General features: G+C 41.9%; 30 protein-coding genes. 11 read left to right on the forward strand and 19 right to left on the reverse strand.

Translation table 11 applies throughout. From position 1 onward, the window contains the following. The 10 genes from OFN98_RS05295 to folE all read right to left on the reverse strand — a co-directional run bounded on the left by OFN98_RS05295 (position 1) and on the right by folE (position 7,441). On the reverse strand, positions 1-852 hold the full coding sequence (locus OFN98_RS05295; protein WP_270874298.1) for a polyprenyl synthetase family protein: 852 nt from the start codon (positions 850-852) through the stop codon (positions 1-3). 8 nt (positions 853-860) lie between these two features. Further along, on the reverse strand, positions 861-1,184 hold the full coding sequence (locus OFN98_RS05300) for a YbaB/EbfC family nucleoid-associated protein (RefSeq protein ID WP_270858475.1): 324 nt from the start codon (positions 1,182-1,184) through the stop codon (positions 861-863). A 3-nt stretch (positions 1,185-1,187) separates the two neighbouring features. Continuing rightward, a complete protein-coding gene (panD, locus tag OFN98_RS05305; RefSeq protein WP_270874299.1) occupies positions 1,188-1,535 on the reverse strand; it encodes an aspartate 1-decarboxylase in 348 nt (115 codons plus the stop codon). Further along, positions 1,532-2,821, reverse strand: coding sequence for a UDP-N-acetylmuramoyl-L-alanyl-D-glutamate--2,6-diaminopimelate ligase (locus OFN98_RS05310; RefSeq protein WP_270874300.1), 1,290 nt, complete (start codon positions 2,819-2,821; stop codon positions 1,532-1,534). The genes panD and OFN98_RS05310 overlap by 4 nt, the downstream gene beginning before the upstream one ends. After that, entirely contained in the window at positions 2,805-3,359 is a 555-nt protein-coding gene (locus OFN98_RS05315) for a histidine kinase (protein ID WP_270858478.1), read from the reverse strand. Before OFN98_RS05315 ends, OFN98_RS05310 begins: the two co-directional genes overlap by 17 nt. Then, entirely contained in the window at positions 3,349-3,615 is a 267-nt protein-coding gene (locus tag OFN98_RS05320; RefSeq protein WP_270865819.1) for a NifU family protein, read from the reverse strand. The genes OFN98_RS05315 and OFN98_RS05320 overlap by 11 nt, the downstream gene beginning before the upstream one ends. Before the next feature lie 23 nt (positions 3,616-3,638). Next, a complete protein-coding gene (locus OFN98_RS05325) occupies positions 3,639-4,310 on the reverse strand; it encodes a SapC family protein (RefSeq protein ID WP_270872080.1) in 672 nt (223 codons plus the stop codon). Between the two features lie 241 nt (positions 4,311-4,551). Beyond that, on the reverse strand, positions 4,552-5,553 hold the full coding sequence (locus OFN98_RS05330; RefSeq protein ID WP_270874301.1) for an iron-sulfur cluster assembly scaffold protein: 1,002 nt from the start codon (positions 5,551-5,553) through the stop codon (positions 4,552-4,554). A 9-nt stretch (positions 5,554-5,562) separates the two neighbouring features. Beyond that, the gene (locus tag OFN98_RS05335) at positions 5,563-6,753 is read right to left on the reverse strand and encodes a NifS family cysteine desulfurase (RefSeq protein WP_270874302.1); all 1,191 of its coding nucleotides are present in this window, start codon (positions 6,751-6,753) and stop codon (positions 5,563-5,565) included. A gap of 103 nt (positions 6,754-6,856) precedes the next feature. Continuing rightward, entirely contained in the window at positions 6,857-7,441 is a 585-nt protein-coding gene (gene folE / locus OFN98_RS05340; RefSeq protein WP_270864739.1) for a GTP cyclohydrolase I FolE, read from the reverse strand. Positions 7,442-7,612: 171 nt separating this feature from the next. Here folE and tig point away from each other — a divergent pair, with 171 nt between their 5' ends. Genes tig through purN form a run of 6 tightly spaced genes read left to right on the forward strand, consistent with a single transcriptional unit; the run spans position 7,613 to position 13,487 of the window. After that, on the forward strand, positions 7,613-8,923 hold the full coding sequence (tig, locus tag OFN98_RS05345; protein WP_270868512.1) for a trigger factor: 1,311 nt from the start codon (positions 7,613-7,615) through the stop codon (positions 8,921-8,923). Next, positions 8,923-9,507 carry an ATP-dependent Clp endopeptidase proteolytic subunit ClpP gene (clpP, locus tag OFN98_RS05350; RefSeq protein WP_270858485.1) on the forward strand — a complete coding sequence of 195 codons (585 nt, stop codon included), beginning with the start codon at positions 8,923-8,925 and terminating at the stop codon, positions 9,505-9,507. The genes tig and clpP overlap by 1 nt, the downstream gene beginning before the upstream one ends. Next, positions 9,507-10,025: a peptide deformylase gene (gene def / locus OFN98_RS05355; RefSeq protein WP_270874303.1), complete on the forward strand. Its 519-nt coding sequence runs from the start codon at positions 9,507-9,509 to the stop codon at positions 10,023-10,025. Before clpP ends, def begins: the two co-directional genes overlap by 1 nt. Further along, complete coding sequence (locus OFN98_RS05360) at positions 10,022-11,539, forward strand: YifB family Mg chelatase-like AAA ATPase (RefSeq protein ID WP_270874304.1); 1,518 nt, start codon at positions 10,022-10,024, stop codon at positions 11,537-11,539. Before def ends, OFN98_RS05360 begins: the two co-directional genes overlap by 4 nt. Beyond that, complete coding sequence (locus tag OFN98_RS05365; protein WP_270874305.1) at positions 11,536-12,927, forward strand: NAD(P)H-hydrate dehydratase; 1,392 nt, start codon at positions 11,536-11,538, stop codon at positions 12,925-12,927. The genes OFN98_RS05360 and OFN98_RS05365 overlap by 4 nt, the downstream gene beginning before the upstream one ends. After that, positions 12,909-13,487: a phosphoribosylglycinamide formyltransferase gene (gene purN / locus OFN98_RS05370; protein WP_270864744.1), complete on the forward strand. Its 579-nt coding sequence runs from the start codon at positions 12,909-12,911 to the stop codon at positions 13,485-13,487. The genes OFN98_RS05365 and purN overlap by 19 nt, the downstream gene beginning before the upstream one ends. Positions 13,488-13,542: 55 nt before the next feature. Here the strand turns inward: purN and OFN98_RS05375 are convergent, their stop codons facing one another. The 6 genes from OFN98_RS05375 to OFN98_RS05400 are packed head-to-tail and all read right to left on the reverse strand — an operon-like array spanning position 13,543 to position 18,073. Continuing rightward, positions 13,543-14,193, reverse strand: coding sequence for a CatB-related O-acetyltransferase (locus OFN98_RS05375; RefSeq protein WP_270874306.1), 651 nt, complete (start codon positions 14,191-14,193; stop codon positions 13,543-13,545). Beyond that, entirely contained in the window at positions 14,186-14,830 is a 645-nt protein-coding gene (locus tag OFN98_RS05380) for a hypothetical protein (protein WP_270874307.1), read from the reverse strand. The genes OFN98_RS05375 and OFN98_RS05380 overlap by 8 nt, the downstream gene beginning before the upstream one ends. A gap of 5 nt (positions 14,831-14,835) precedes the next feature. Then, positions 14,836-15,906 carry a chorismate synthase gene (gene aroC, locus OFN98_RS05385; RefSeq protein WP_270874308.1) on the reverse strand — a complete coding sequence of 357 codons (1,071 nt, stop codon included), beginning with the start codon at positions 15,904-15,906 and terminating at the stop codon, positions 14,836-14,838. 8 nt (positions 15,907-15,914) lie between these two features. Next, on the reverse strand, positions 15,915-16,586 hold the full coding sequence (gene rnc, locus OFN98_RS05390) for a ribonuclease III (protein WP_270864748.1): 672 nt from the start codon (positions 16,584-16,586) through the stop codon (positions 15,915-15,917). A 58-nt stretch (positions 16,587-16,644) separates the two neighbouring features. Continuing rightward, positions 16,645-17,070 (reverse strand): ribonuclease HI, encoded by a 426-nt coding sequence (rnhA, locus tag OFN98_RS05395; RefSeq protein ID WP_270858494.1) that lies wholly within the window; start codon positions 17,068-17,070, stop codon positions 16,645-16,647. After that, a complete protein-coding gene (locus OFN98_RS05400) occupies positions 17,048-18,073 on the reverse strand; it encodes a tetratricopeptide repeat protein (RefSeq protein WP_270874309.1) in 1,026 nt (341 codons plus the stop codon). Before OFN98_RS05400 ends, rnhA begins: the two co-directional genes overlap by 23 nt. 60 nt (positions 18,074-18,133) lie before the next feature. Here OFN98_RS05400 and dnaG point away from each other — a divergent pair, with 60 nt between their 5' ends. The 3 genes from dnaG to OFN98_RS05415 are packed head-to-tail and all read left to right on the forward strand — an operon-like array spanning position 18,134 to position 21,960. Continuing rightward, a complete protein-coding gene (gene dnaG / locus OFN98_RS05405; protein WP_270874310.1) occupies positions 18,134-19,807 on the forward strand; it encodes a DNA primase in 1,674 nt (557 codons plus the stop codon). Further along, entirely contained in the window at positions 19,804-20,790 is a 987-nt protein-coding gene (locus OFN98_RS05410; protein WP_270874311.1) for an argininosuccinate synthase domain-containing protein, read from the forward strand. The genes dnaG and OFN98_RS05410 overlap by 4 nt, the downstream gene beginning before the upstream one ends. Positions 20,791-20,844: 54 nt before the next feature. After that, complete coding sequence (locus OFN98_RS05415; protein WP_270874312.1) at positions 20,845-21,960, forward strand: DUF362 domain-containing protein; 1,116 nt, start codon at positions 20,845-20,847, stop codon at positions 21,958-21,960. A gap of 140 nt (positions 21,961-22,100) precedes the next feature. Here OFN98_RS05415 and OFN98_RS05420 read toward each other — a convergent pair whose 3' ends face one another. Together OFN98_RS05420 and OFN98_RS05425 are read right to left on the reverse strand one after the other, a co-directional pair. Next, on the reverse strand, positions 22,101-22,877 hold the full coding sequence (locus OFN98_RS05420; RefSeq protein ID WP_270874313.1) for a UDP-N-acetylmuramate dehydrogenase: 777 nt from the start codon (positions 22,875-22,877) through the stop codon (positions 22,101-22,103). A gap of 44 nt (positions 22,878-22,921) precedes the next feature. Beyond that, a complete protein-coding gene (locus tag OFN98_RS05425; protein ID WP_270874314.1) occupies positions 22,922-23,122 on the reverse strand; it encodes a hypothetical protein in 201 nt (66 codons plus the stop codon). Between the two features lie 260 nt (positions 23,123-23,382). On the opposite strand from OFN98_RS05425, the gene OFN98_RS05430 reads away from it, so the two are divergent. Both OFN98_RS05430 and yidD read left to right on the forward strand, forming a co-directional pair. Further along, on the forward strand, positions 23,383-23,802 hold the full coding sequence (locus OFN98_RS05430; protein ID WP_270874315.1) for a hypothetical protein: 420 nt from the start codon (positions 23,383-23,385) through the stop codon (positions 23,800-23,802). A gap of 4 nt (positions 23,803-23,806) precedes the next feature. After that, positions 23,807-24,022, forward strand: a complete 216-nt coding sequence (gene yidD / locus OFN98_RS08025; RefSeq protein WP_442868115.1) for a membrane protein insertion efficiency factor YidD — start codon at positions 23,807-23,809, stop codon at positions 24,020-24,022. Between the two features lie 24 nt (positions 24,023-24,046). Here the strand turns inward: yidD and OFN98_RS05435 are convergent, their stop codons facing one another. Continuing rightward, entirely contained in the window at positions 24,047-24,910 is an 864-nt protein-coding gene (locus OFN98_RS05435) for a menaquinone biosynthesis family protein (RefSeq protein ID WP_270874316.1), read from the reverse strand. Positions 24,911-24,967: the final 57 nt, after the last annotated feature.

Below are 24,967 nucleotides of genomic sequence, written 5' to 3' on the forward strand. Positions count from 1 at the left end.
TTATCCTTTCAGATATTTGTTTATCAAATTTGATACTAAATTTTGCAAATTTTCACTCTCATCGATCATACTTTCTTCGATTTGCGAAATGAGTGAGTTTTTATACTCTTTGGCGCGTTCGACGCCGAGTAAATTTGTAAAAGAATTTTTATCCCCATCGTGCATAGTAGGCTTTCCTGCGGTTTGGGAGCTTTGCGTGGCGTCGATGATGTCATCTTGTATCTGAAAAGCTAGTCCCAAATTTAGCCCGACGCCATAAAATTTCCTTGCCTTTTCATCGCCCAAACCCGCAATAACAGCGCCTAATTCAAACGAAGCGGCTATTAGGGCGCCTGTTTTGTGAAGGTGCAAAAATTTTAAATCTGATATTTCTAAGTGTTTTTTCTCAAAATAACAATCAATCGCTTGACCCAAAACCATGCCCGCTGAACCAGCATTTTTGGCTAAAATTTCAACGCATTTTACCTTAATCTCTGCGCTTAAATTTGACTTAGAAATCACCAAAAACGCGTCAGTATTTAACGCGTCGCCCACGAGTATCGCTGTAACCTCATCGTATTTTTTGTGTATGGTTTGATGAGAGCGCCTAAAATCAGCATTATCCATAGCGGGTAAATCATCGTGGATTAGCGAGTATGTATGCACCATTTCTAGGGCTTTTGCGACAGGCAGAGCGTCTGCAAATTTTTCTTTATTTATAGCAGCGACCACGCCAAGAAGCAGTTGAGCGCGAAAATGCTTCCCGCCAGCACCCAACATATAATTTAACGCCTCTTCGAAATATGGGTGAAAGCTAGGCGCATGGAGTGGATTTTCGCGCAAATACTCTTTAAATTCCTTTAAAATTTCCATTTTTATTCCTAATTCGCGCCAAATCCGCCTAGTCCGCCAAGACCGCCTAGCATGGCAGTTGCAGCGTTTTTCTTTTCGTTTTCTATGAGTTTTACAGCGTCATTTATCGCTGAGATTAGCAAAATTTGCAAGCTGTCTTTATCCTCTAAAAGGCTATCGTCAATCTCCACATCCAAAACCTCGCCAGCGCCGTTGATTTTGATAGCGACCATACCAGCGCCGACTTTGACGCTAAATTCTTTTTTGGCGTTTTCTTCTTGGATCTGCTTTGCTTTTTCTTGCATTTGCTCGATCATTTCGCCCATTTTAGAAAAATCCATTCCCTCAAACATCTCTTACTCCACAATCTCATTTTTTTCATTTACATGCACGATTTTTGGCCTGAATTTTTTCGCCTCGTCTGGCTTCATTTGCGCATAACTTACGATGATGATGACATCGCCTACGCAAACTTTGCGCGCAGCCGCGCCATTTAGGCAAATCTCGCCCTTTTTCTCACCCTCGATGATATATGTGCTAAATCGCTCGCCGTTGTTGATATTTAAAATTTCAACCTTTTGGAACTCAATCATACCGCTAGCTTTTAAAAGCTCCCTATCAATCGTAATCGAGCCGACATAATTTAGATTTGCGTCCGTTACACGGGCTCTGTGAATTTTGCTTTGAAGCATTGTTATTTTCATTTTTGCTCCTTTAAAATCTCTAAAACGACATCTTTATCGCTAAATGGATATTTTACACCCTTTATCTCTTGGTATGTTTCATCGCCCTTGCCCAAAATCACGACCACTTCGCCATTTTGCGCCAAATTTATCGCCTTTTTAATCGCCTCTTTGCGATCTGCGATTTTTATGATTTTTTCTTTATTTCGCATACCCTCTTCGATTTGCGCGATGATTTTTTCGGGGTCTTCGCTTCGTGGATTATCGCTAGTGATGATTGCAAATTTAGCAAAATGCTCCACCATAGCCCCCATTAATGGGCGTTTTAGAGGATCTCTGTCGCCACCTGCGCCAAAAACCACGATTAGCTCATTATCTTTGAGTGCATTTAGCACCTTTTCGATCCCATCTGGCGTGTGTGCGAAATCCACGATGACAAGGGGGTTTTTGGCTACTACTTGCACCCTGCCCTCAACCCCTGCGAAATTCGACATTGCTTTTGCGATATCTTTTTCGTTTTTATTAGTTAGCATTTTAACTGCGCCAAAGGCTGCTAGGGCGTTGTAAAGGTTAAATTCGCCGATTAATTCGCTAGAAATTTCAAACTCGCCATTTGGAGTTTTTATCATAGCGTCGATTGCGCCTTTTACGCTGTAAGCTAGCACGCTAAAAGTGGCTGGATTTTTCACGCCATAAGTTAGGGCATTTTTTAGGTTAAATTCGATATGGCCGTCGTCTTTGTTTATAAGCTTTGCGCTCTCATCGGCGAAAAACGAGCTTTTTACTGCGGCGTATTCGCTCATAGTTTTATGATAATCCAAATGGTCTTGGCTTAAATTTGTAAAAATTTTAAGCGCGAAATTTAGCCCTTCAATGCGGTTTTGCGCGATTGCGTGAGAGCTAACCTCCATAACGAAAAATTCGCACTTTTGCTTAGTCGCTTCTAGCAAATAACTCATTGTTTTAAATACAGAGCTAGTAGTAAGCCCCTTTTCATCGATTCTTTTATCGTTTATGAAAGCCCCTCTGGTGCCACACAGCCCCACAGAATACCCCAAATCCAAAAGCATAGAATAAATCAGCGCAGCGGTCGTGGTTTTGCCGTTGGTGCCGGTAATACCTACGATTTTGATACTCTCATCAATCCCTAAAAGCGCCTTTGCTTCGCTAATAGAAATGATTTGTGCGCCGTTTTGCTCGGCTTGTGCGCTAAATTTGGAATTTGCGCTAGTTTGCACAAAATAGCACCCACTCTCGCACTCACCCGAATTATCGGTGATAAAGCTATTTTTAATCCCTATTTTCATTTTTTATCTTTTTTATAATCTCATCTAGGCGCAAATCCCCAGCGAAATGCTCCGAACTCGCCTCGATATAATTAATGCAAATTTCATCAAATCCATTTGCAAGCAAATTTTGCAAAAACTCAATCATCTCGTCTTTGTTCTCAACCGCGATTTTTGATGAAAAAATCACGCTCTCAAAGACATTTTTGAAGCTTCCGCTCTCCTTTACAGCGCGCATGAAATCTTTGTATAAAATCGCGTCTATCCCCTCAGCCTCATCTGAAAATTTCTTTGAAATTTCAGCATTTTTTTTAGCGATTTTTTCGTTAATTGAGTTTAAAATTCGAAACAAAACGCTAGGTTTTGGCTTAGGTTTTAGGGTGTAAAATTCATACAGCATCAAGGCCTCTTCTGGCTCGCTAAGCCCCAAATCGCAAAGCTCGATTAAAAACAAAAGCTCGTCGCTTGGTTTTTGCTCTTGCGCTAGGGCAAAAAATGTTTTAGCAAACTCAAATTTGCCAGATTTTAGGGCGTTTAGCCCTTTTGATTTATAGCTCAAAATTCTCGCCTTGTGGGATATTTACGACGCTAAGTTCTGGGTGGATATCCATACGAAGCTGTCTTTCTACGCCAAATTTCAGCGTCTGTCCGCTAGCAGCGCAACCATGACAATGTCCTGTTAGCGTGACATACACAACGCCGTTTTTAATGCCACGAAGCTCCATATCACCGCCGTCATTTTGTAGCATTGGGCGGATAGTATCGAGGCTAGCCTTGACAGGGCCTAAAAGCTCTTCATCGCTAAATGGTATCATTAAATTTCCTTTAAATTTGCTCTTTAATTGCTTTTTGGCGCGTCTTTTGCCATGATTTTATCGCCTAGGGTTTGTAGATTGCTTAGGCTTTTTAGGTGGAAAAACGCTAGCTCTAAATAGCCTTTGCGCGCAAATTCGGCTAGTTTTTTATCATCTAGGCTCAAAAGTTTCTCGCGGTTTAGTATCAAAAAGCCGTTTAATAGCGTAATCGTCTCGCCGTCTTTTTGGATATTTAGCTCTTTTGCTTCCAAAACGCCAGCCTCTTTTAGCTCTTTTGCAGCCTCGCTAGTAATGGCGTTTAGCTCCCAGTAGTTTTTCATCACGCTTTTCAAATTTTCTAAAAACTGCGTTGGTTTGCCGTCTTCAAACAGCGCCTCGCCCTCGCCTTTGATTTGTTTGGCGTCCTCATCGAAGCAAATCACCATGCGATCTTCGATTTTGGCTAGGAAAAATGGGTAGTTTTGGATAGCTGATGGCACCATGCCTTTGTAGCTTTTGTCGATTAAAAGGTTTTTTGAACGGCCTAGAAGTGCTACCATTTTTGGCTCAGGCTCGTTTGTAAAAACGATGACTAATTTATCAGAACACGCTGGAACCTCAGGCGCGATTACAGGCACAAACGGCTCGTTTGGAATCGCGTCTGCGTGATATTTTAGGTCTGCATGTTTTACGCTATCGAGTATAACTGGTCTCATGATTTGTCCTTAAATAAAAAATATCCCGCGATTATACTAAATTTAGGATTAGAATAAAATTTATTATGGCGCGAAATTTGCGAATTTAGCGTTTAAATTTTAAATTCATTGCAAGGCGATTTATCGCCAAAACAATCTGTGAATTTAAAATTCAAAGCGTGTGTTTTAGAAAATTTAAAATTTATGAAATTTAAAATTTGGCTAAATTTGAAGCAAAAGCTCAAATTTAGCCTGCGTATCATCAAATCGGCATTACGCGGATATTTTCGCTTAGATTATCCTTTAAAACCGCCTCGATCGCATATAGCGTCGCACCTGCGCCACTAGCGCACCCTGAGCACGCACCCAAATAGCGAATATAAATGTCAGTTTTGCCGTCATCGCTTGGTTTGATGTCGATGACATCGAGATTTCCGCCGTCCATTTGAAGCATTGGACGGATATCGCTATCGAGTATCGCCTCGACCGCTTTAAATTTGCCGATTAAATTTAGCTCTTCAAAGCTTAGTTTCGCCTCTGGCGCCGTGCCAGAACTCGCACACGCACCAGCTTGGGCTTGGAGTTTTTCTAGCTCCATTTCCTCTCTTGTTTGCTTTAAAATATCCTCTAAATAATACTCCCTAGCCTCGTGTCCGCCGGGCTTAATGCAAGATTTACAAAACGCGCCAGCCTTTGTGTATTGTGTGATTTGCTCGACGGTTTTTAAATCATTTAGCTTAATTACCTCTTTTATCGTGCCAAGGCTCACCCTAGCGCACTCGCACACGATAATCTCATCTTCGAAATGCTCAGGATCTATGCCTTTGTATTTTGCCGCAGCTGCTTTGATGACATCATACGCCATTACTGAGCAGTGCATTTTTTGCGGCGGAACAGCCGGCTCGTCAGGGGTGTCGCGCATATCGCGCTCGACATCTAAATTTGTAATCTTTACAGCTTGATCGACGGTTTTGCCGATACAAAGCGCTGCCATAGTGTCGCTACTAGCAATCGCCGTGCCACAGCCAAAGCTTTTAAATTTAGCGTCGATGATAATGTCGGTGGCAGGGTCGATGAGCCAGTATAATCTCACAGCGTCCCCGCAGCTCTCTGCGCCAAAATCAGCCACGATTAGCTTTGCACCACGCGCAGCGGCCTCCTCCTCTGTGATTTCGCCCATAAATTTAGGGTTGTTCATGCGATCTTGAACCTTGTTTGAGTATTGCTCCCAAATCGAACCATTTATTAAATCGTTTTTTGCCATTTTAAATCCTTATTTTTGATAACCTTGTGGGGCGTAAGCAAATGTGCTAGAAATCCCGCGAAGTCTGGTGATTGCCTTGCTGATATGCTCTATGGCATAATCGATCTCGGCCTCTGTATTAAAGCGAGAAAGCGATAAACGAAGCGCTGTGTGAGCTAGCTCTTTATCTGCGCCGATTGCTTCCATGATTGGGTTATTTTCTAGTGCTTCGCTAGCGCATGCTGAGCCCGTGCTAGCGGCGATTCCAGCTTTGTTCAAATCCCAAAGCATAGCCTCGCCCTCTACGCCTTGAATCGAGGCTAAAATCGTATTTGGCACGCGAATTTCGCGCTCTCCCACGACATAGACATGCGGAATTGCAAGCAAAGCGTCCTCTAATTTGTCGCGTAGCCTTTTGACATGCGAATTTTCAAAAGCCATAAATTTATTCGCTAACTCCATTGCTTTTCCAAGTCCCACGATACTAGGAACATTTAGCGTGCCAGATCTGCGCCCACCCATGTGTTCGCCACCGTGAAGTAGGCTAGTAAGCGGTTTGCTATCTTTGATATATAGCGCGCCCACGCCCTTTGGAGCGTGAAATTTATGTCCAGAAAGGCTTAAAAAATCCACGCCTGCTGCGCGCACATTTACAGGGATTTTTCCCATTGCTTGCACAGCGTCTGTGTGATAAAGTGCGCCAAATTCATGCGCGATATCTGCGATTTGCTTTACAGGGAAAATCGTGCCTGTTTCGTTGTTTGCCCACATTACGCTAACAAGAGCTGTTTTGTCGTTGATTTTCTCTCTTAGTTCATCTAGGCTGATTAAGCCGTTGCTATCCACGCCTAGCCTGATGATTTTTACCCCGCACACTCGCTCCAAAAACTCACAGGTCGCGCTGATAGCTGGGTGCTCGACAGAGCTGATTATGATATTGTCCTTTTCGCCTGATAAAATTTTGTCGTAATAAATCCCTTTTAAAACCCAGTTGTTGCTCTCTGTCGCACAGCTTGTGATGACGATATCGTCCGCGTCTGCTGCGCCAATCCCCTCGTATAGCTCGTCCATAGCCCGCCTTAGAGCTGGGTGGGTTTCGCTACCGAAGCTATGCAGTGAATTTGGGTTTCCAAATTTGTCACAAAAATATGGCTTCATTGCCTCGAAAACTTCGGGATCGACCATAGTTGTAGCGTTATTGTCTAAATAAACACGCTCCATAAATTTCCTTTCTTAAATTTTTATTAATGAGATATATTTAATCTTTTGAAAGCTAGTTTGATAATATAATCATTAGACTAAATTTCACCTTAACTTACCGACGCTAAAATCCAAATGTTTTTGGCGAATTTATCAAATCAAAAAACTCTTTTCTGGTGTCGTTTCGGCTGATAAATAGCCCACGCAAAGCCGAAGTTGTCGTGGTGGAGTTGATTTTTTGCACGCCACGCATTTCCATACACATGTGGCGGGCTTGGATTACGACGCCCACGCCAAGGGGCTTGATGACCTCTTGGAGCGCATTTGCGATTTGTTCTGTGAGTTGTTCTTGTATTTGTAATCTTCGTGCGAAAATATTTACCATACGCGGAATTTTGGATAGTCCAACGACCTTTTTATTAGGTATATACGCCACATGCGCACGCCCGATAATAGGCAAAAGGTGGTGTTCGCAAAGGCTGTAAAATTCAATATCCTTAATAAGCACCATTTCATTATTTGAGCTCTCAAAAAGCGCGTCATTTAGCACATCTTTGGGGTCTTGCTCGTATCCGCTAGTAAGAAATTCATACGCTTTTGCCACACGCATTGGCGTTTTTATTAACCCTTCGCGCTCAGGATTTTCGCCAAGCAAAGTTAGCATTTTAGCGACACAAGAAGCGAATTCTTCCCTGCTTTTTTCGTCCATATTTTTCCTTTAAAATTTTTCGCGCATATTACTTAAACTCCCCTTTTATAACGCTAAAATTTAAAAGCAAAATTTAGCCCCAAACAATAAAATTTGCCAAATTTTAAAATTATTAAGCAAAATTTTGGTATATTCTGCGCTTTAATTTTAAAATTTTTTAAAAGGAAATTTATGGAAATCAATGCAAAGCTAACAAACTCTGCTAACGCAGTAGCAAGCACAAAAATCGATGCAGACACTATCGCTAAAAAAGTAGATGATCTTGCTAAAAAAGCCGCCAAAAACCTTAAAATCGACGGTTTTAGAAAGGGCAAAGTCCCAGTAGCAGTCGTGATGAAACGATACGGCGCGCAGTTAGAACAAGACGCAAAACAAGAGATTTTTAAAAATATCATCGACGAATCAATCAAAAGCGTAAATAAAAAAGCTGATGAAGTAATCGGCGAGCCAATTTTTTCTAAATACGATGAAAAAGACGGAAATATCGATGTAGAGATGGAAATTTCTTTCCGCCCAGAGGTCAATATCGACGGATACGAAGAGCTAATCCCTGAGTTTTCGACACCTCGCGTAACCAAAAAAGAGATTGAGGACGAGATAAATAAAATTTTACTAATGGTCGCTCCACTAGAAAAATCAGATAAAACAGAGCTTGAAAAGGGCGATTTTGCCAAATTTGACTTCAAAGGTTTCGTTGATAACGAGGCTTTCGAGGGTGGCGAGGCGAAAGATTATGTGCTTGAAATCGGCTCAAATCAATTTATCCCGGGTTTCGAGGATGGTATGATTGGTCTAAAAGTCGGCGAAGAGCGCGATGTAAGCGTGAAATTCCCAGCTGAATACGGCGCGAAACACCTTGCGGGAAAAGACGCGATTTTTAAAGTAAAATTACATGAAATTCAGTGCAAAAAACCAGCCACTGAGCTTGATGAGGATATGCTAAAACGCATACTTCCAGGCGAGGAAAAACCTACAAAAGAAAAGGTTGAAAGCACGATTAAAGAACAGCTTAAAAACGACAAACTTCGCAAAAAAATCGAAGAAGAGTTAAAACCAAAAATGGCTGATGCTTTGGCTGAGAAATTTAACTTTGATTTGCCAAAATCAATCGTCGAGCAAGAGATAAATTTACAATTCAACAACGCTTGGCGTTCATTTGACGAGGCTACAATCGAAGAATTTAAAAAAGATCAAAAAGCAATCGAGAAAAAACGCGACGAATTTAGAGCCGGCGCAGAAAAAAGCGTAAAAATCACATTTTTAATCGACGCTTTGGCTAAAAAACGCGGTATCGATGTCAGCGATCAAGAGCTAATCCAAGCCATTTACTTCGAAGCCTACTCAAACGGCCTAGATCCGAAAGCTCACCTTGAAGAATATCGCAAAAGAGGCGTTTTGCCAGCTGTTAAAATGGCGCTAATCGAGGAAAAACTTTTCAACAATATTTTTAGCAAAAACAAAGACGACAAAGAAGGCGAATAATGTTTTTACCTTATGTAATCGAGCAAACAAGCAGAGGCGAGAGGAGCTATGATATCTACTCTCGCTTGCTTAAAGATCGCATTGTAATGCTAAGTGGCGAAATCAACGACGATGTAGCCAGCGCAATCGTAGCCCAACTGCTATTTTTAGAGGCAGAAGATCCAGATAAAGATATCTATATGTATATCAACAGCCCTGGTGGCGTGGTTACGAGCGGATTTAGCATTTATGATACTATGAATTACATCAAACCAGATGTCAGCACGATCTGCATAGGTCAGGCTGCTTCAATGGGCGCATTTTTGCTTAGTTGTGGCACTAAGGGCAAACGATATGCCCTACCAAATGCGCGCATTATGATTCACCAACCACTTGGCGGAGCGCAAGGCCAAGCCACTGATATCGAAATCCAAGCAAAAGAAATTTTGCGTATGAAATCGCAACTAAATCAAATTTTAGCCCAAAACACAGGCAAAAATTTAAGCGATATCGAAAAAGACTGCGAGAGAGATTTTTTCATGAGCGCGAAAGAGGCCAGCGAGTATGGACTAATCGACAAGGTATTGGAAAAGAGCTTTAAATAATGGTTTTAGAAATTCTTACATATCCGAACAAAAAACTCCATGTTCGCTCCAAAGAGGTCGTCAAATTTGACGATGAGCTGGCGAAATTTTTAGACGATATGTATGAAACCATGATAAGCAAAAACGGCATTGGACTAGCTGCTATCCAAGTGGCTAATCCAATCAGAGCCGTTGTGATAAATTTAGCCAACGAAGAGGGCGTGCAAGACAAAGCCGATTTGCTCGAACTCATAAATCCCGTAATTACACAAAAAGAAGATGAAATCATCTACCAAGAAGGTTGCCTTAGTGTGCCCGGATACTACGAAGAGGTCAAAAGAGCGCGCAAAATCACGCTAAATTACCAAGATAGAAATGGCGAAAAACACGAGCTAAGCGCCGATGAGCTTTTGGCTGTGTGTATCCAGCACGAGCTAGACCACCTAGACGGGCACCTTTTTATCGAGCGCATAGGCTACACAAACCGCAAAAAATTTGACAAAGAATACCGCAAAAACAAAAAAGAAAAATCAAAATGAAATCTCTAAAATGCGCTGTTTTTACCGATACTTTAATCAGTGTCAGTGTAGAAAGCACATTTGTAAGAGGCCTTCCTGGCTTTAATATCGTAGGACTTGCCGGAACAACGATTAAAGAGAGCGAAAGCAGGGTAAAAGCTGCTTTGCTAAGCCTAAATTTCAAATTCCCAGCCTCTAAAATCATTATAAATCTCTCCCCCTCTGATGTGCCCAAAAACGGCTCGCACTTCGACCTTGCAATCGCGCTTTTAATCGCTTTGCAAAAAGAGAGCTTTGGGGACGATTTTTTCGTATTTGGTGAGCTTGGACTTAACGGGGCGCTCAAATCCACAGCCTCTTTGTTTTCGACACTGCTGTTTTTAAGCACGCATGTAAAAAATGCTAAAATTTTAGTCCCAAAAGAAATCGCGCTTAGAGCCTGCACAATCCCAAATTATGAGGTTTATGCGGTCGAAAATTTAGCAGAAGCGATTAGATTTTTTAGCGATGATGAATTTGCCGCAACCTGCCTTATGAGCGAAACTCACCCGATTTTTAAAGATGTCATTAAAATCGGCGATGAAATTTATGTCCCAAACCGAAATTTCACCCTAAATTTCAAAGACATAAAAGGTCAAGAAAGAGCCAAAAGAGCGAGCCTGATCGCCGCTAGCGGTATGCATAATATACTCTTTGAGGGAAGCCCAGGGTGTGGCAAATCAATGTGCGCTAAACGCATAGCCCAAATTTTGCCACCTCAAAGCGTGAGTGAGATTTTGCTTTCGTGCGCTTACGAGTCATTAAATAATAAAAATGTCGATTTTAGCGCACTTAGAGCCTTTCGCTCGCCTCATCACACAAGCACTAGAAGCTCGATTTTCGGCGGTGGTTCGCTTGGAGCGCGTATCGGCGAAGTGGCTTTGGCAAACGGCGGCGAGCTGTTTTTCGACGAGCTTCCGCACTTTGGAAAGCAAATTTTAGAAAGTCTGCGAGAACCACTTGAAGATAATAAAATTTTAATCTCGCGAGTAAATTCCAAAACCGAGTATGAGACGAAATTTATCTTTGTCGCAGCGCAAAACCCCTGCCCGTGCGGACATTTATTTTCGCAATCGACCTCATGCTCGTGCTCGGCAAACGAAATCAAAAAATACAAAAGCGTGATTTCTGGGCCACTGCTTGATAGGATTGATCTGTATGTGGCTATGGACGAGGTCAGCAAGGACGATAGATCTAGTATATCTAGCGAGGAGATGTATGAGAGGGTAGTGTGCGCCTTTCGTGCGCAAAAACTAAGGCAGCAAAGCGAGCTAAACGCGAAATTAAGCGATAAGGATGTGGAGAAGTTTTGTGTTTTGGAATCAAGCGCGCAAAATATCCTAGAAAGCGCGATTAGCAGGTATAATCTAAGCCAAAGAGGGATTATAAAAACCAAAAAAGTAGCGCGCAGTATCGCTGATCTAAGCGATAGCGAGGTCATCGCAAAGGCCCATTTACTCGAAGCTCTGAGCTTTCGAACTAGGAGCGAGATATGAAAAATTTGTATTTTAGCACAGCCAAATTTGACAAAAACGCAAGCCAAAATTTAGGCATTGATGAGAAAATTTTAATGGAAAACGCCGCTAGTGGCGCAGAAATTCTAATCCGCAAAAAGCTGAAAAAAGGGGCAAAAATTTTAGCCCTATGTGGGGCAGGAAATAACGCAAACGACGCTATTTGCGTGCTTCGCAGGCTAAGCGGGGATTATTTGTGCGAAGCGTTTTTAATCTTTGGCGAGCCAAAAAACGAAGCGTTTAAACTCCAAAGCGAAATCGCCAAAAAAGTCGGCGTGAAATTTAGCCAAAATTTGGAAAATTTCAAATTTGACTGCATAATCGACGGCGTTTTTGGAAGCGGTTTATCGCGCGATATGGACGAGAAAGTATGCGAGATACTAGGGCGAGCAAACCATGCCAAAGCCCTAAAAATCGCTATCGATATCCCAAGCGGAATTGATTTGGCTGGCGTGCCAAGACCTATGGCGTTTGAGGCGGATTACACAGTGTGCATGGGGGCGTTGAAAATCTCGCTTTTTAGCGATTTGGCAAAAGATTTTACCGGCAAGATAAAACTGGCAAATTTAGGCATTTGCGAGGATAAATTTGCCACTTCGCCTGATGCGTTTTTGCTAGAAAAATCCGATTTACGCCTGCCATTTCGAAAGAAAAAAAACACAAATAAAGGCGAATTTGGCCACGCCTTTATCGCCTCTGGCGAAATGAGTGGCGCAGCCCAAATCGCCGCCCTTAGCGCGCACGCAATCGGCGCAGGGTTAGTCAGCGTCGTAGGCAAGGTAAAAAATCTAAATCCGATTTTAATGCGCAAAAACGAGTTTTTGGGCGCTAGCGCAATCGGGGCTGGTATGGGGCTAGGAGGGGCGAAATTTGACACGCAAATCCTAGCTAACACGCCTTGCGTCATCGACGCGGATTTGTGCTACAATGAAGCAATCATTGAAATTTTGCAAACCAACGAAAACGCCGTTATCACGCCACACCCGAAGGAATTTGCCGCCTTGCTAAGCTTGGCAAAAATCGCAAATTTAAGCGTGAGTGAAGTGCAAAAAGATCGCTTTGCCTTAGCGCGCAAATTTTCGCTTGCTACCAAATCCGTGCTCGTGCTAAAAGGCGCAAACACCATTATAGCGCACCGTGGCGAGCTTTTTGTGTGCGAGAGGGGAGTTAGCGCACTAGCCAAAGGTGGCAGTGGAGATGTGCTAGCTGGGCTCATTACTGGGCTTTTAGCGCAGGGTTATACCCCACTAAATAGCGCGATAAATGGCGTTTTAGCCCATGCCTTAGCAGGGCGAAATTTTAGGAAAAACTCATATTCACTAAATCCATTTGACATCATCGAGGAGATAAAATGGTTACGAAAAAAATAGCCGTGCTTTTTAGCGGCAGCGGAAGTAATTTAGAGGCGATTTTAGAAAAGCTTCATGGCAAAATTTTTGGCGATATTAAAATCGAGGTTGTGCTAACACTAACTAACAAAGCTAACGCGTTAGGTATCCAAAAAGCCGAAAAATACGGACTAACAAGCGTTGTTATTGATCATAAAGCGTTTGTTAGTAGAGAAGAATTTGACGCAAAAGTAGTAGAAGTTATCAAAAAAAGTGGCGCCGAGCTAACTGTGCTAGCGGGCTTTATGAGAGTTCTTACGCCGGTATTTTGCGAGCAAATCAGGGCAATCAACCTGCACCCGTCGCTTCTGCCGCTTTTCAAGGGCGCGCACGCAATCGACGAGAGCTTTGCAAGCGATATGCAAGTGGGCGGTGTGAGCGTGCACCTAGTCAGCGCGGAGCTTGACGGGGGCAAAATCATAGCCCAAGAGGCTTTTGCCAGAGAGGGCAAAACGCGCGATGAGTGGGAAGCCAAAATCCACGAAATCGAGCATGAAATACTGCCTCGCACAATAGTTAAAATTTTAAAAGGCGAGATTTAAAATTTGGTTTTGATTGAAATTTGCACCGCTAAATTTCAATCAAATTTCATTAAATTTATTCGGTTTTTCCAAGCATTTCTTTGATTTTTTCTTTTACGCTTACTAAATCATCGCTTGCAAGAATTTTGCTTAAATTTTCGATTTCAGCCACGCTTTTATCCCACCATTTAAGAGTTAAAAGCAAATTTATCATCTCATCATCGAAGCGTTTGCGAATTAGCCGTGCAGGGTTTCCGGCGACTATGCTATACGGCGGTATTTCACCACCCACTACGCTACTGGCGCCGATTATCACGCCATCGCCGATTTTAGCTCCCGGTAAGATGAGCGAGCGTTGCCCTATCCACACATCGTTTCCGACCACCGTGTCGCCCTTAATCGGCAATTTATCAAGGCTCGGAGCGTCTTGCGAAAAGCCCTTAAAAATATAAAACGGAAATGTGCTAACACCGCCCATAGCGTGGTTTGCGCCGTTCATCATAAACTCCACCCCAAGCCCGATTTGACAAAATTTGCCGATGATTAGCCTGTCGCCGATGAAATCATAATGGTGCGTAACACGGCTCTCGAAATCCTGCCCTGCATAGTAGCTAAACTCACCCACGATTATATTTGGGTTTTTTATCGTCGGCTTTATGTAAGTTACGCTTTTTAGCCCTGATTTTAAGGGGAAAATTTCGTTTGGATTTGGAAAATTATTACTCATTTTTTTCCTTTAAACTGACCCTTTTGTTTTTTAAAATTTTTTTCCAAAATATAAACTCAGCAATAGTCTCAATAAAGAATACAAATAGAAAAAACATTGGAATAATAATTATAATACCAGCCGACCCAGCCGCCATAATAGCGTGTTCAATTGGCTCACTATCAAGCAAAGCAAATAGTCCCAATAAAATAGACAAAAGATAAAAAAAATGCAATAATGCCGAAAGTTTGAAATCAATATAATCTGTCATCAAATACGCTTTTACAATCAGCAAAAAACCTAAAATTGGCAAAATAGCTATAAATTTCGCATACTCTTTAATATAATCCAAATAACCAAACGAAATCCAATATAATGAAATTAGTGTAATTCCTACGATAAGTATTTTAAAAAGATTTGCTTTGTTGCTGTTTTTTAAAAATATTTTAAATTTAAAAGCCCTTATCAAATAAATCACAAAATAGGACAAGGCAAAATAAAATTCAAATTTGCTAGAAAACGAAAGAAAAAATGGGATAAATCCCATAGCAAAAAATAATGAAACAAAAATTTGCAAAATTGACAAATTTTTAATCACTTTTGAACTTTTTAATTCTAATGGGTAAATTTCATTTTGGTTTAAAATACTATTTTGCATTAAATTTACCCATAAATTTTCTTTAAATTCCCCAAATTTGCACTTGCATTTAGCAAAAGTAAATCAGCCAAGATTAGCCGTAAAAGTGCCGTGCAGACGACACTGCCACGCACTCCGATACAAGGGTCGTGGCGACCACGAAGCGAACAAATCGTTTCATCGCCGTTTTTATCAATAGTCGGCTGGTCGGCAAAAATGCTAGGGGTCGGCTTGAAATGCGTTTTTATGATGATTTGCTCTCCCGTTGTGATACCGCCTAGAATGCCCCCTGCGTGGTTTGATTTAAAGCCATTTTTATCCATAAAATCATTATTTTGTGAGCCAAATTTTTGTGAGACTTCCACGCCGTCGCCGATCTCTACGGCTTTTACGCCGTTTAGCCCCATGAACGCCCCACCGATTAACGCGTCAGCCTTAGCATAAAGTGGCTCTCCAAGCCCCTTTGGCACGCCATTTGCGATTGTCAGCACACTTGCCCCCACGCTTTCGCCCTTTTTCTTTAAATTTGCGATAAGCTCTTTTTGCGAATTCTCCACACCCTTATCAAGCGCGAAAATCTCGCTATTATCGGCATTTGCGAAGTCTAAATTCTCAGCCTTTATTTCGCCCACGCTTAAAACTCCACTTTTCACACTTATGCCAAATTCATCTAAAAACATTTGCGAAAACGCCCCGCCTGCGACCCTCACAGCACTTTCTCTTGCGCTGCTTCTGCCACCGCCTCTGTGATCCCTAATGCCGTATTTAGCAAAATAGCCAAAATCAGCATGTCCTGGGCGAAAAAGATCTTTTAAATTTTCATAGTCTTTTGAGTGCTGATTTGCGTTGTAAATCACAAATCCTATCGGCGCGCCAGTGCTAAGCCCATCAAAAACGCCGCTTAAAATCTGCACCTCATCAGCTTCCTTCCTAGAAGTGGCAAATTTACCGCCCGGTTTGCGTTTGTCTAGTTCGGCTTGTAAAAATTTAGTATCGATTTTCACGCCCGCAGGAAAGCCGTCCAAAACGCCACCAATCGCCACGCCGTGGCTCTCCCCAAAAGTCGTAAGCCTGAGTTTTATACCTAGTGTGTTCATTTTTTATCCTAATTTTTTTCTAAAATCTCAATCGCAATCTTTGCTGCCTTTTGTTCGGCCTCTTTTTTGCTGTTTCCGATGTCCCTAGCAAACTCCTTGCCACCCACGAAAACCGCCATTTCAAAGCTTTTTTTATGATCTGGGCCGGTTGAGCCTAGTAAGCGATACTCTGGTGTAACGCCGAATTTTGCCTGCGTGATTTCTTGAAGCGAGGTTTTATAATCCTTTACAAGCTCGTTAAATTCGATCTTTGGATAAATTTTTTCTAGCAGAGTGGTTACGATTTTGGCCGTTTTTTCTAGCCCCACCTCCAAATACAGCGCGCCAATCGTCGCCTCGAAAGCGTCTGAAAGTAGCGAGTTTTTCTCCCTGCCGCCGTTTTTTTCCTCGGAAGCCGACATATTCAGACACGCCCCAATCCCCAAAAACCTAGCAAATTTTGAAAAACTCGTCTCATTGACAAGTGCCGCGCGCAGTTTGCTGAGATCGCCCTCGTTTGAGTTAAATTTCACAAACAAATACTCCCCCACTATCAAATCCATAACCGCGTCGCCCAGAAACTCCAATCTCTCGTTGTTTGCGCCATTTTTAGCGCTTCTGTGCGTTAGCGCGACCGCAAGCCTTGCTTTATCCTTAAATTTATAACCAAGTTTTTCTTCTAAATTTGATAAATTTTGCATTTTTTTCCTTTATTAAATTTGCAAAAATTCTTAAATTTAGCAACGCTCATTGCAAAATTTAAGCCTTTTTGTACTTTTGCGCCTCGCCCCTAGCTAGGCTGTCGCAAGCCTCATTTTGCGGGTGTCCAGCATGTCCTTTGATCCATACGGCCGTGATTTTATGGCCGTTTGCCACTCTGATATACTCCCTCCACAAATCCTCGTTTTTTTTGTTTTTAAAATCCGTTTTTATCCATTTATGAAGCCACGAATTTATCGCATTTACCACATACTGACTATCTGTGATAAGCTCCACTTCGCATGGTTCTTTAAGCGCCTTTAAGCCCATAATTGCCGCAGTTAGCTCCATTTGGTTGTTTGTAGCGCACGCACTGCCGCCGCACTCGCATTTTTTAGCGCCCTTGTATTCTAAAATATACGCCCAGCCCCCAGCTCCTGGGTTTCCAAGACTGCTACCGTCGCTAAAAAGTCTGACCGATTTCATTGTTTGCTTCCGAGATTTTCGCACTCACGCCTACGCTAGCCATTTCGTAGCACACAGGGCAACGATGAGAAAATATCCCTACCTGGCTTTTGCATTTCGCGCACGAATACGAAAACGCTAAACTAGCCCCCGCAAATCCCGCTTCCTTCATCGCTACAAGGGCGTTTATTTCGAAATTTTGGCTAGGTTTTTCTGGCTTTTTCTCGCTTCTACCAAGCGCGTAAAAAAGCGCGTTGTAGTCGCTATCGCCCAAATTTACGGCTGTTTTTAGCGGATAGATTAAATCAATCACTTCGCCTAAATTTGGAAATTCGCTAAATTCGCCAAATGGCTCTTTGTTTTTGATAAAAAGCTCTATGCAAAATCTCTTTGCACCCTTGAAATTTAGGGCTAAAATTTGCCTTATTTTCTCGCTAAATGGCGTGTTTGCGTCATTTGCTATGATTTGAGCCCTGATATAGCACGCGCTTTGCCAGACATCTACGCCTTGTTCTTGCAGTGCGTCTAAGACCTGCAACGCCTCGTCAAACCTGCGAAGCCTCTCATAAATCACGGTTAGGTGATTTAGCGCGGTTTGATTGCGTGGGCGCAGACGCAAAGCCTCCAAAAACACCTCCTCAGCCCTACCCATAAATCCAGCCTTAAAATATACAATTCCTAAATTTGTCAGCACAAACTCCCTTTGTGCGCCGTTTGTGGTTTTATTTAGCGCGATTAGATAAATTTCAATCGCCCGCTCATAATCCCCGCTTTTGACAAAAGAATTCGCTAACACCCCAAGGGTAGGCTGATCGATTTGCGGGCTTGATAAAAGCTCGCGGTGAGCGTCGCTAAGCGCGTCTAGGGTGTCAAATTTTTTGATAAAATTCTCTAAATTTGTCCTTTCGTTTTTTTTGTGAAAAATCCCCCAAACATAGCTTAAAACGCTAACTAACAAAATAATGCTGATTAAAACAATTAGCCCAAAAATCGGATCGCGATCATCAAGAAAAAAATTGTCCAAATTTTGCCTCGTGGTATAAAATAAAGGGCGATTATAGCAAAGTGTGGGTATAATTTGCAAATGATTAAAAATGAAAGTATTGAAAGGCTTTTAGCCGTCGCTGATATCGTAGATGTCGTAGAAAGATATGTCCCACTCAAACGCTCTGGCTCAAATTTTGTCGGAATTTGCCCATTTCACGATGATTCGCACCCTAGCATGAGCGTGAGCTCACGGCTTGGGATTTTCCACTGCTTTTCGTGCAAGGCTGGCGGAAATGCTATAAAATTCGTCCAAGACTACGAAAAGCTAAATTTCAAAGAAGCCGTAGAAAAGCTAGCCTCGATGTATGGTTTCGAGCTCGAATACACAAATGAGCGCAATTTTCAGCGCGAAGATAAAAAAATTTTAGAAATTCTAAATGCTTTTTACCAAAGTCAGCTTTATAACAATCCTAGCGCAGTAGAGTATCTGCACTCGCGCGGTCTTAGCGATGAGACGATACAGAAATTTGGCCTTGGCTGGGCTGGATCTAGCGCGCAGACAATCCGTGTTTTGCAAAACGAGCAAATCGAAGCGCGCGACGCCTTTAATGTGGGCGCGATTAAGCAAAACGAGCGCGGAAGCTACGCTAGCTTTATCGAGCGCATTACATTTCCGATTCACAACCACACGGGCAAAATCGTGGGCTTTGGCGGGCGCACGATTAGTGGCAATCCAGCCAAATATGTCAATTCGCCCCAGTGCGCGGTTTTTGATAAATCACGGATTTTTTACGCTTACAATCTAGCCAAAAAAAGTGCGTATGATAAAAAAACCCTCATCATCACAGAGGGCTATATGGATGTCATAATGCTTCATCAAGCAGGTATCGACAACGCAGTAGCCGTGCTCGGCACAGCTTTGACGCCACTACATTTGCCACTGATTAAACGCGGGGATTTGCGCGTGATTTTAAGCTTCGACGGAGATAACGCAGGAATCAACGCTGCGATAAAAAGCGCAAGACTATTATGCGCAAACGGCATTGATAATAGCGTGGTTATCATAGGCGGTGGCGCAGATCCAGCCGATATGGTGCAAGCTGGCAAAGTGCGCGAGCTAGCCCAAATTTACGCTAATGGCATGGAGGGCGGAGAATTTTTGATCAGGCAAATCGCCAAAAAATACGACCTAACCCGCCCTGTGCAAAAAGAGCAGGCTCTAAATGAAATCAAAGAATTTACTAACGCGCTAAATCCCGTGGTAGCGCAGTCATATACGAGTTTGGTAGCGCAAATTTTAGATGTTTCACCTAGTGCGTTTTCGCTAAGTTCAAATTCTGGTGCGAGCGCAAATTTCGCGCCAAAGCAAAATTTAAAACCGCAAGAAAACGCGCCAAAACCAGAAAGCTCAAATTTAAAAGACATAACCGAGCTTCAAGTCATAAAATCCATGCTTTTAAACGAAAATTTCATGGCAAACGGCCTAAACTGCCTTAGCGTGCAGGATTTCCGTATGCATGGCAGGGTGTATGAAGCCCTAATATCAGCGCAAAAAAGCGAAGATGACGAGCAAAGTCTGCGCGCGCTTGCCTTGGATAATAAAATTTTAGCCATTACAAATGAGACAAATTTTATCAAGGCCTGCATGCTTCTTCGTCGCAGGGTTTTAGAGGAGCAAATGCAAAAATTGCTTGTTTCAAACGACCCTGACAGGCTCGATAAAATCCTCGAATATCAAAAAAAAATAAACGAATTAAAAGGAAAAAAATGAAGGCACTCGCACTTTTTAGCGGCGGGCTAGATTCGATGCTAGCCATAAAATTAATAACTATGCAAAATATCGGCGTTACGGCACTTTATATGGATATTGGCTTTGGTGGTAAAGATGATAAAAGCGAGATTATGAGCGAGCGAGCGCGCATGGCTGGGGCTGAGTTTTTGCGCGTGGATATCAGAGATGAGTATTTGCAAAATGTGCTTTTTAGCCCAAAATACGGCTATGGCAAGCAGTTTAACCCCTGCATAGACTGCCATGGGTATATGTTTAAAACCGCGCTTTCTATGTTAGGGGCGCATGGAGCTAGTTTTGTGATTTCTGGCGAGGTGCTAGGACAGCGCCCAATGAGCCAAAGGGCCGCTGCAATGGCGCAGGTGCGCAAACTAAGTAGCGATGAAAATAACCTAATCTTGCGCCCGCTAAGCGCGAAACTAATGGCACCAAGCGCGCCTGAAATCAACGGCTGGGTCGATCGCGAAAAACTGCTAGATATCAGTGGCAGGGGGCGAACGCGCCAAATGGAGTTAGCGGGGGAATTTGGCTTTGATGATTATGAAACGCCGGCTGGTGGGTGTTTGCTTACGATCCAAAGCTACGCTGATAAAATTAAAGATATGATGAAATTTGAAAAATTACAGACCACGCAGGACGCTGAAATTTTAAAATTCGGCCGTCATTTGCGCCTAAACGGTGGCGCAAAAATGATAATCGGACGCAACGAAGATGATAATGCGCGCCTAAGAAATATCCAAAATCCTAAATTTACTCACATTAAATTTACCGAGCCACTCGTAGGTGCATACTCGCTCATTTCGCGCGGTGCTAGTCGCGATGACATGGAGTTAGCGGCGAAATTCGCGCTAACTTATATGAAATTTCAACCAGGCACAAGCTACGAAGTCATCATCGAAAACGAAAAATTTATAGCCACGCCGTTTGAGGATAAGGCCGAAGCGCAAAAATATTTTATTAACTGAATTATTTTATAATAGTAAGAGCTATATAATATTTATGAAAGAGAGGTATAGACTATGCAAGATATTGTAAGGCGCAAGTTTGTGAAAATGGCAGGAGCCGCAGCGGCACTCGGCGCTCTCTCAAACTATGCTAGCGCAGCGGAGAAAAAAGACGAAACAAACGCCGCTAAAAACCCAGTCCCTGGTGTCGGCGGAGAACGCTATATCCCGTATGATCAGCGCAAAGGGCCTGAGTCTTATGTGTATTTTACAAGGGATCTCTCTCCCGCAGGACTAGTCAAAATATTTGATAAAATCAAAAGCGTATTGGTCGGAAAAGTTGCGGTCAAACTCCACACCGGAGAGCCTCATGGACCAAATATTATTCCACGCCCATGGGTAAAGGAGCTTATGAGCTCTCGTCTTGCTAATGCCTCTATTGTAGAGACAAACACATATTACGCAGGCGCGAGGTATAACACAGAAGATCACCGCAAAACTCTCGAAACAAATGGCTGGACTTTTGCTGGTGTGGATATAATAGACGAAGCTGGGACAGCGTTGCTACCGGTGCCACATGGCAAATGGTTTAGCGAAATGTCTATGGGAAAAAATATCCTTGATTATGATTCATTTCTTGCCCTTACTCACTTCAAGGGACACATGATGGGCGGATTTGGCGGTTCGAATAAAAATATCGGTATCGGTTGCGCTGATGGACGAATAGGCAAAAAATGGATCCACTCCGCAGAGGGTAAAGGTCAGTGGAGTATCAGCGAAGAAGAGCTTATGGAGCGTATGAGCGAATCTACCAAAGCAATAACGACATATTTCGCTCACAAAATCGCCTTTATAAATGTATTGCGCAATATGAGTGTTTCTTGCGATTGCGAAGGAACTGCCGCAGCCCCTGTTGTAACTCCTGATATCGGCATTGTCGCCTCGCTTGATATCCTAGCAGCAGATCAGGCATCGGTTGATCTCGTCTATGCCTTGCCAGAGTCATCAAAGCACGATCTCGTCGAGCGCATAGAAACTCGCCATGGTCTTAGACAGCTTTCGTATATGAAGGAAATGGATATGGGCAACGACCGCTATCACCTGATAGATATAGATAACGGCGATGTGGAAATCAAAGTAGCAGACGCCGTGAAGGGTATCAGCGGAAAATGGGTCTCTGACGGCCAGTGAGTAAAAGATATCGCCAAAGCCACTCCGTTTGATGATATCTGTCTAAATTTCGCACGAAATTTAGACATGCCAAATTTTGGCAAGAAATTTTCATTGTAAAATTTACGCCAAATTTGGCTAAATTTCGCCAAATTCTACAATCACAAAATCACCACTTCCTCGTGTAAATCCACACCAAATTCGGCTTTCACACGCATTTTGGCTAAATTTATGAGGGTGATTGCCTCAAAATATGTCGCACCGCCGTAGTTGATAAGAAAATTTGCGTGGATTTCGCTAAATCCGCACCCGCCGACACGAAAGCCCTTTAAACCCACTGCTTCGATGAGCCTACCGGCACTTTCGCCCTGCGGATTTTTAAAACAGCTTCCAAAACTAGCACCCTTGGGTTGATTTGCCCTTTTTTGCGCGATTGCTTCGCTAAGGGCTGCGTCAAATCCGCGCGAAACTTTAAATTTGGCTTCCAAAATAATGCCGTTAATTTCGCTGTGGCGATAGGCGAAATTTAACTCGTCTTTGCCAAATTCGCCAAGATTTGTGCGAACGCTAATGAGATTTTGCGAAATTTCAAAGCCCATAAGTCCTGCGTTCATGGTTATTAGACCGCCCAAAGTACCTGGGATATTTTTTAAAAACTCGAAATTCGCGAGATTTTGCTGTTTTGCGAAGTTGTAAATTTTAGCGCTTTTTGTTTTTGCGCCGATTTTTAAAATGTCGCCGTCAAGTGAAATAAAGTCAAATTTATCGCTTAAAATTCCAAGTTTTGGCGGATTAGGCGAGATTAAAAGATTATTTGCCCCACCTATGACAAAGCCGCTAAATTCGCTGTTTTCGTCTAAAATTTCAACTTTTTCCACACCACCGATTTTAACCGAACTATATTTTGAAAAGTCAATTTCTTTATAAATTTTCGCCATAACTACGCCTTGAATTTTTTGGTTATTATACTGAAATTTTAGAATTATTTTTCTTGCGACGGCAAGGCGTCTTTTAGGAGATTTTTGAATTTTTCCAAGCTTTCATCGCTTTTTTCGATACTTTCACGCAGCAAAAAACTAGCCTCGATAATGGCATAAAGCTCTGGCTTCGTGCGTTTCCAGTTTTGCAAGGTTCTAGTAGTTATGCGTAAAATCCGCGCTTTGTCTTGTTGAGTGTATTTCATAAGTGAAAATTTAGCAAGATTAAATTTAATTCCGAATTGTCAAATTATTTCGTAAATTTAAACTAAATTTAGAAAATATTTCGTATAATACGAAAACCATTATTACTTAGCAAAAAATTTATGTTTTTATACACTTAAATAATGTGCATAAATTGAAAAAAATTAAAATTTAGGAACATAAAATGAAAAAAATAATTTTTGGAATAATGGCATAGGTAGTGCTATCGAAGCTAAAATTATAATATAGGAGAAAAATTTATATGGAACGAATTAAAACTGAACAATTACCCTTGGGCGTATCAAGCCAATTATTGACAAATGAAAATGTTTATTATTTCTCGTTTATTACTTTTAAGGGTGGTTGTGGGACAGCTGGCTCTAAGAAAGATCATTGGATAGCGCTTACAAATAAAAGAATTTTATATAAATCAAAGATTAGTGATGAAAAAAATAAAAGCTTCAAAGAAAGCAATGGAATAATTCCTTTTGATAAAATTTCTCTTATGGAAATTGATAGTAAAATTGAAAAAGGCGGTTGTGGATGTAGCGGCACACAATCATTTAATTTAAAAATTGCAAGTTCTGGCACAATAGTAATAATACCAATTCCAACAGAAGCAAAAGCATATGAAATCAGAAAAGCGTATATGGAATTATTGGAACTAAGAAAAGAAAACTGATTAAATGGGTATTTTAAATAAAATTTCTATTGCGTTGGTTAGAATATATCAAAGAAATAAAGGAAAAAGAAAGCCAAAATGTTTGCACTATCCAAGTTGCTCTAATTACGCGATTTTGGCTTTTCAAAAGTATAATTTTTTTAAAGCATTGGTAAAAACAATAAATAGAATTCGAGATTGCCATCCGTTTTCGAACAGACCGTATATTGATTACCCATAATAAATAATTTTAATAATTCAAATTCTACAAATTCCTAATCTCGCTATATTCCGTCGGTATCAGCATATCTCGTGCGCAAATTTGTTCGCTGTAAAAGCCATGCGAAAAGCCTAAATCAAAGAGCTTTTGCACTGCGTTTAGTTGCGTTTCGTTCATCGTAATCGAATTTTCGTTTGCATAAAGACCTAGATACTTTTCTAGTTTTTTATCATCAACCCGCACCAAATCTCGCTCAATTAGCATTTTTGATAGCAAAGATTTATTTGCGTGAGCGACCCGCACGGCGTCAGTCAGCACCCTTTCGCACTCAATCGCGTCTGTGAGTGGCAGCGATCTACGAAGCGCCATACCGCCAAGCGGAAGCGGTAAATTTTCGCCATTTAATTCGCTCCAAATGTCCCAAATTTCGCGCTCCACGCATAAATCGCTAGAAAAATCCAAAATGCTTTCATGTATCAGCACCCCAGCATCGACCTCGCCGCTAAGCACGGCGTTTTCGATCTCTAAGAAATTTTTATACACAATCCTAGCATTCGGGTAGGCAATGCGAAAAATCATCGCATTTGTCGTGTGTTTGCCACTTAGGGCGACTTTGAAATTCGGTTTTAGCTTCACGCCTTTTTTCTTTATCAGTTTTGGACCATAGCCTTCGCCAAAGCTCACAGCCGTGCGAAGCAAAGCATAATCAGCGTAAATTTTTGGATACAATGCAAAAGAGATAGCACAAACATCATAAGTCCCAGCCAAAGATGCTAAATTTAGCGTTTGAATATCGTCTGCGTGATTTTCAAATTTAAGCCACGCAGAATTTACCCAGCCAAATTTTATCGCCATATACATAAAAATATCGTCCGCATCGGGCGAGTGAGCAACGCTAATGTTTTTCATAATCTTACCTTAAATTTGATTTTGTGCAATCATAACAAAAAAGGGTTAAATTTCGCC

Source organism: Campylobacter sp. JMF_15 NE4, assembly GCF_027737645.1.
Taxonomy (GTDB): Bacteria; Campylobacterota; Campylobacteria; order Campylobacterales; family Campylobacteraceae; genus Campylobacter_B.

Bases quoted from the DNA above. Each gene is read 5' to 3' on its own strand.
- dnaG (WP_270874310.1), top strand. From the start codon at position 18,134: ATGATTAAAAATGAAAGTATTGAAAGGCTTTTAGCCGTCGCTGATATC.
- OFN98_RS05310 (WP_270874300.1), bottom strand. From the start codon at position 2,821: ATGAAAATAGGGATTAAAAATAGCTTTATCACCGATAATTCGGGTGAG.
- OFN98_RS05410 (WP_270874311.1), top strand. From the start codon at position 19,804: ATGAAGGCACTCGCACTTTTTAGCGGCGGGCTAGATTCGATGCTAGCC.
- OFN98_RS05380 (WP_270874307.1), bottom strand. From the start codon at position 14,830: ATGCAAAATAGTATTTTAAACCAAAATGAAATTTACCCATTAGAATTA.
- panD (WP_270874299.1), bottom strand. From the start codon at position 1,535: ATGAAAATAACAATGCTTCAAAGCAAAATTCACAGAGCCCGTGTAACG.
- OFN98_RS05435 (WP_270874316.1), bottom strand. From the start codon at position 24,910: ATGAAAAACATTAGCGTTGCTCACTCGCCCGATGCGGACGATATTTTT.
- aroC (WP_270874308.1), bottom strand. From the start codon at position 15,906: ATGAACACACTAGGTATAAAACTCAGGCTTACGACTTTTGGGGAGAGC.
- OFN98_RS05330 (WP_270874301.1), bottom strand. From the start codon at position 5,553: ATGGCAAAAAACGATTTAATAAATGGTTCGATTTGGGAGCAATACTCA.
- OFN98_RS05365 (WP_270874305.1), top strand. From the start codon at position 11,536: ATGAAAAATTTGTATTTTAGCACAGCCAAATTTGACAAAAACGCAAGC.
- OFN98_RS05295 (WP_270874298.1), bottom strand. From the start codon at position 852: ATGGAAATTTTAAAGGAATTTAAAGAGTATTTGCGCGAAAATCCACTC.
- purN (WP_270864744.1), top strand. From the start codon at position 12,909: ATGGTTACGAAAAAAATAGCCGTGCTTTTTAGCGGCAGCGGAAGTAAT.
- def (WP_270874303.1), top strand. From the start codon at position 9,507: ATGGTTTTAGAAATTCTTACATATCCGAACAAAAAACTCCATGTTCGC.
- OFN98_RS05420 (WP_270874313.1), bottom strand. From the start codon at position 22,877: ATGGCGAAAATTTATAAAGAAATTGACTTTTCAAAATATAGTTCGGTT.
- rnc (WP_270864748.1), bottom strand. From the start codon at position 16,586: ATGCAAAATTTATCAAATTTAGAAGAAAAACTTGGTTATAAATTTAAG.
- tig (WP_270868512.1), top strand. From the start codon at position 7,613: ATGGAAATCAATGCAAAGCTAACAAACTCTGCTAACGCAGTAGCAAGC.
- yidD (WP_442868115.1), top strand. From the start codon at position 23,807: ATGGGTATTTTAAATAAAATTTCTATTGCGTTGGTTAGAATATATCAA.
- OFN98_RS05430 (WP_270874315.1), top strand. From the start codon at position 23,383: ATGGAACGAATTAAAACTGAACAATTACCCTTGGGCGTATCAAGCCAA.
- OFN98_RS05300 (WP_270858475.1), bottom strand. From the start codon at position 1,184: ATGTTTGAGGGAATGGATTTTTCTAAAATGGGCGAAATGATCGAGCAA.
- OFN98_RS05375 (WP_270874306.1), bottom strand. From the start codon at position 14,193: ATGAGTAATAATTTTCCAAATCCAAACGAAATTTTCCCCTTAAAATCA.
- OFN98_RS05320 (WP_270865819.1), bottom strand. From the start codon at position 3,615: ATGATACCATTTAGCGATGAAGAGCTTTTAGGCCCTGTCAAGGCTAGC.
- OFN98_RS05415 (WP_270874312.1), top strand. From the start codon at position 20,845: ATGCAAGATATTGTAAGGCGCAAGTTTGTGAAAATGGCAGGAGCCGCA.
- OFN98_RS05360 (WP_270874304.1), top strand. From the start codon at position 10,022: ATGAAATCTCTAAAATGCGCTGTTTTTACCGATACTTTAATCAGTGTC.
- folE (WP_270864739.1), bottom strand. From the start codon at position 7,441: ATGGACGAAAAAAGCAGGGAAGAATTCGCTTCTTGTGTCGCTAAAATG.
- clpP (WP_270858485.1), top strand. From the start codon at position 8,923: ATGTTTTTACCTTATGTAATCGAGCAAACAAGCAGAGGCGAGAGGAGC.
- OFN98_RS05325 (WP_270872080.1), bottom strand. From the start codon at position 4,310: ATGAGACCAGTTATACTCGATAGCGTAAAACATGCAGACCTAAAATAT.
- rnhA (WP_270858494.1), bottom strand. From the start codon at position 17,070: ATGAAATCGGTCAGACTTTTTAGCGACGGTAGCAGTCTTGGAAACCCA.
- OFN98_RS05425 (WP_270874314.1), bottom strand. From the start codon at position 23,122: ATGAAATACACTCAACAAGACAAAGCGCGGATTTTACGCATAACTACT.
- OFN98_RS05335 (WP_270874302.1), bottom strand. From the start codon at position 6,753: ATGGAGCGTGTTTATTTAGACAATAACGCTACAACTATGGTCGATCCC.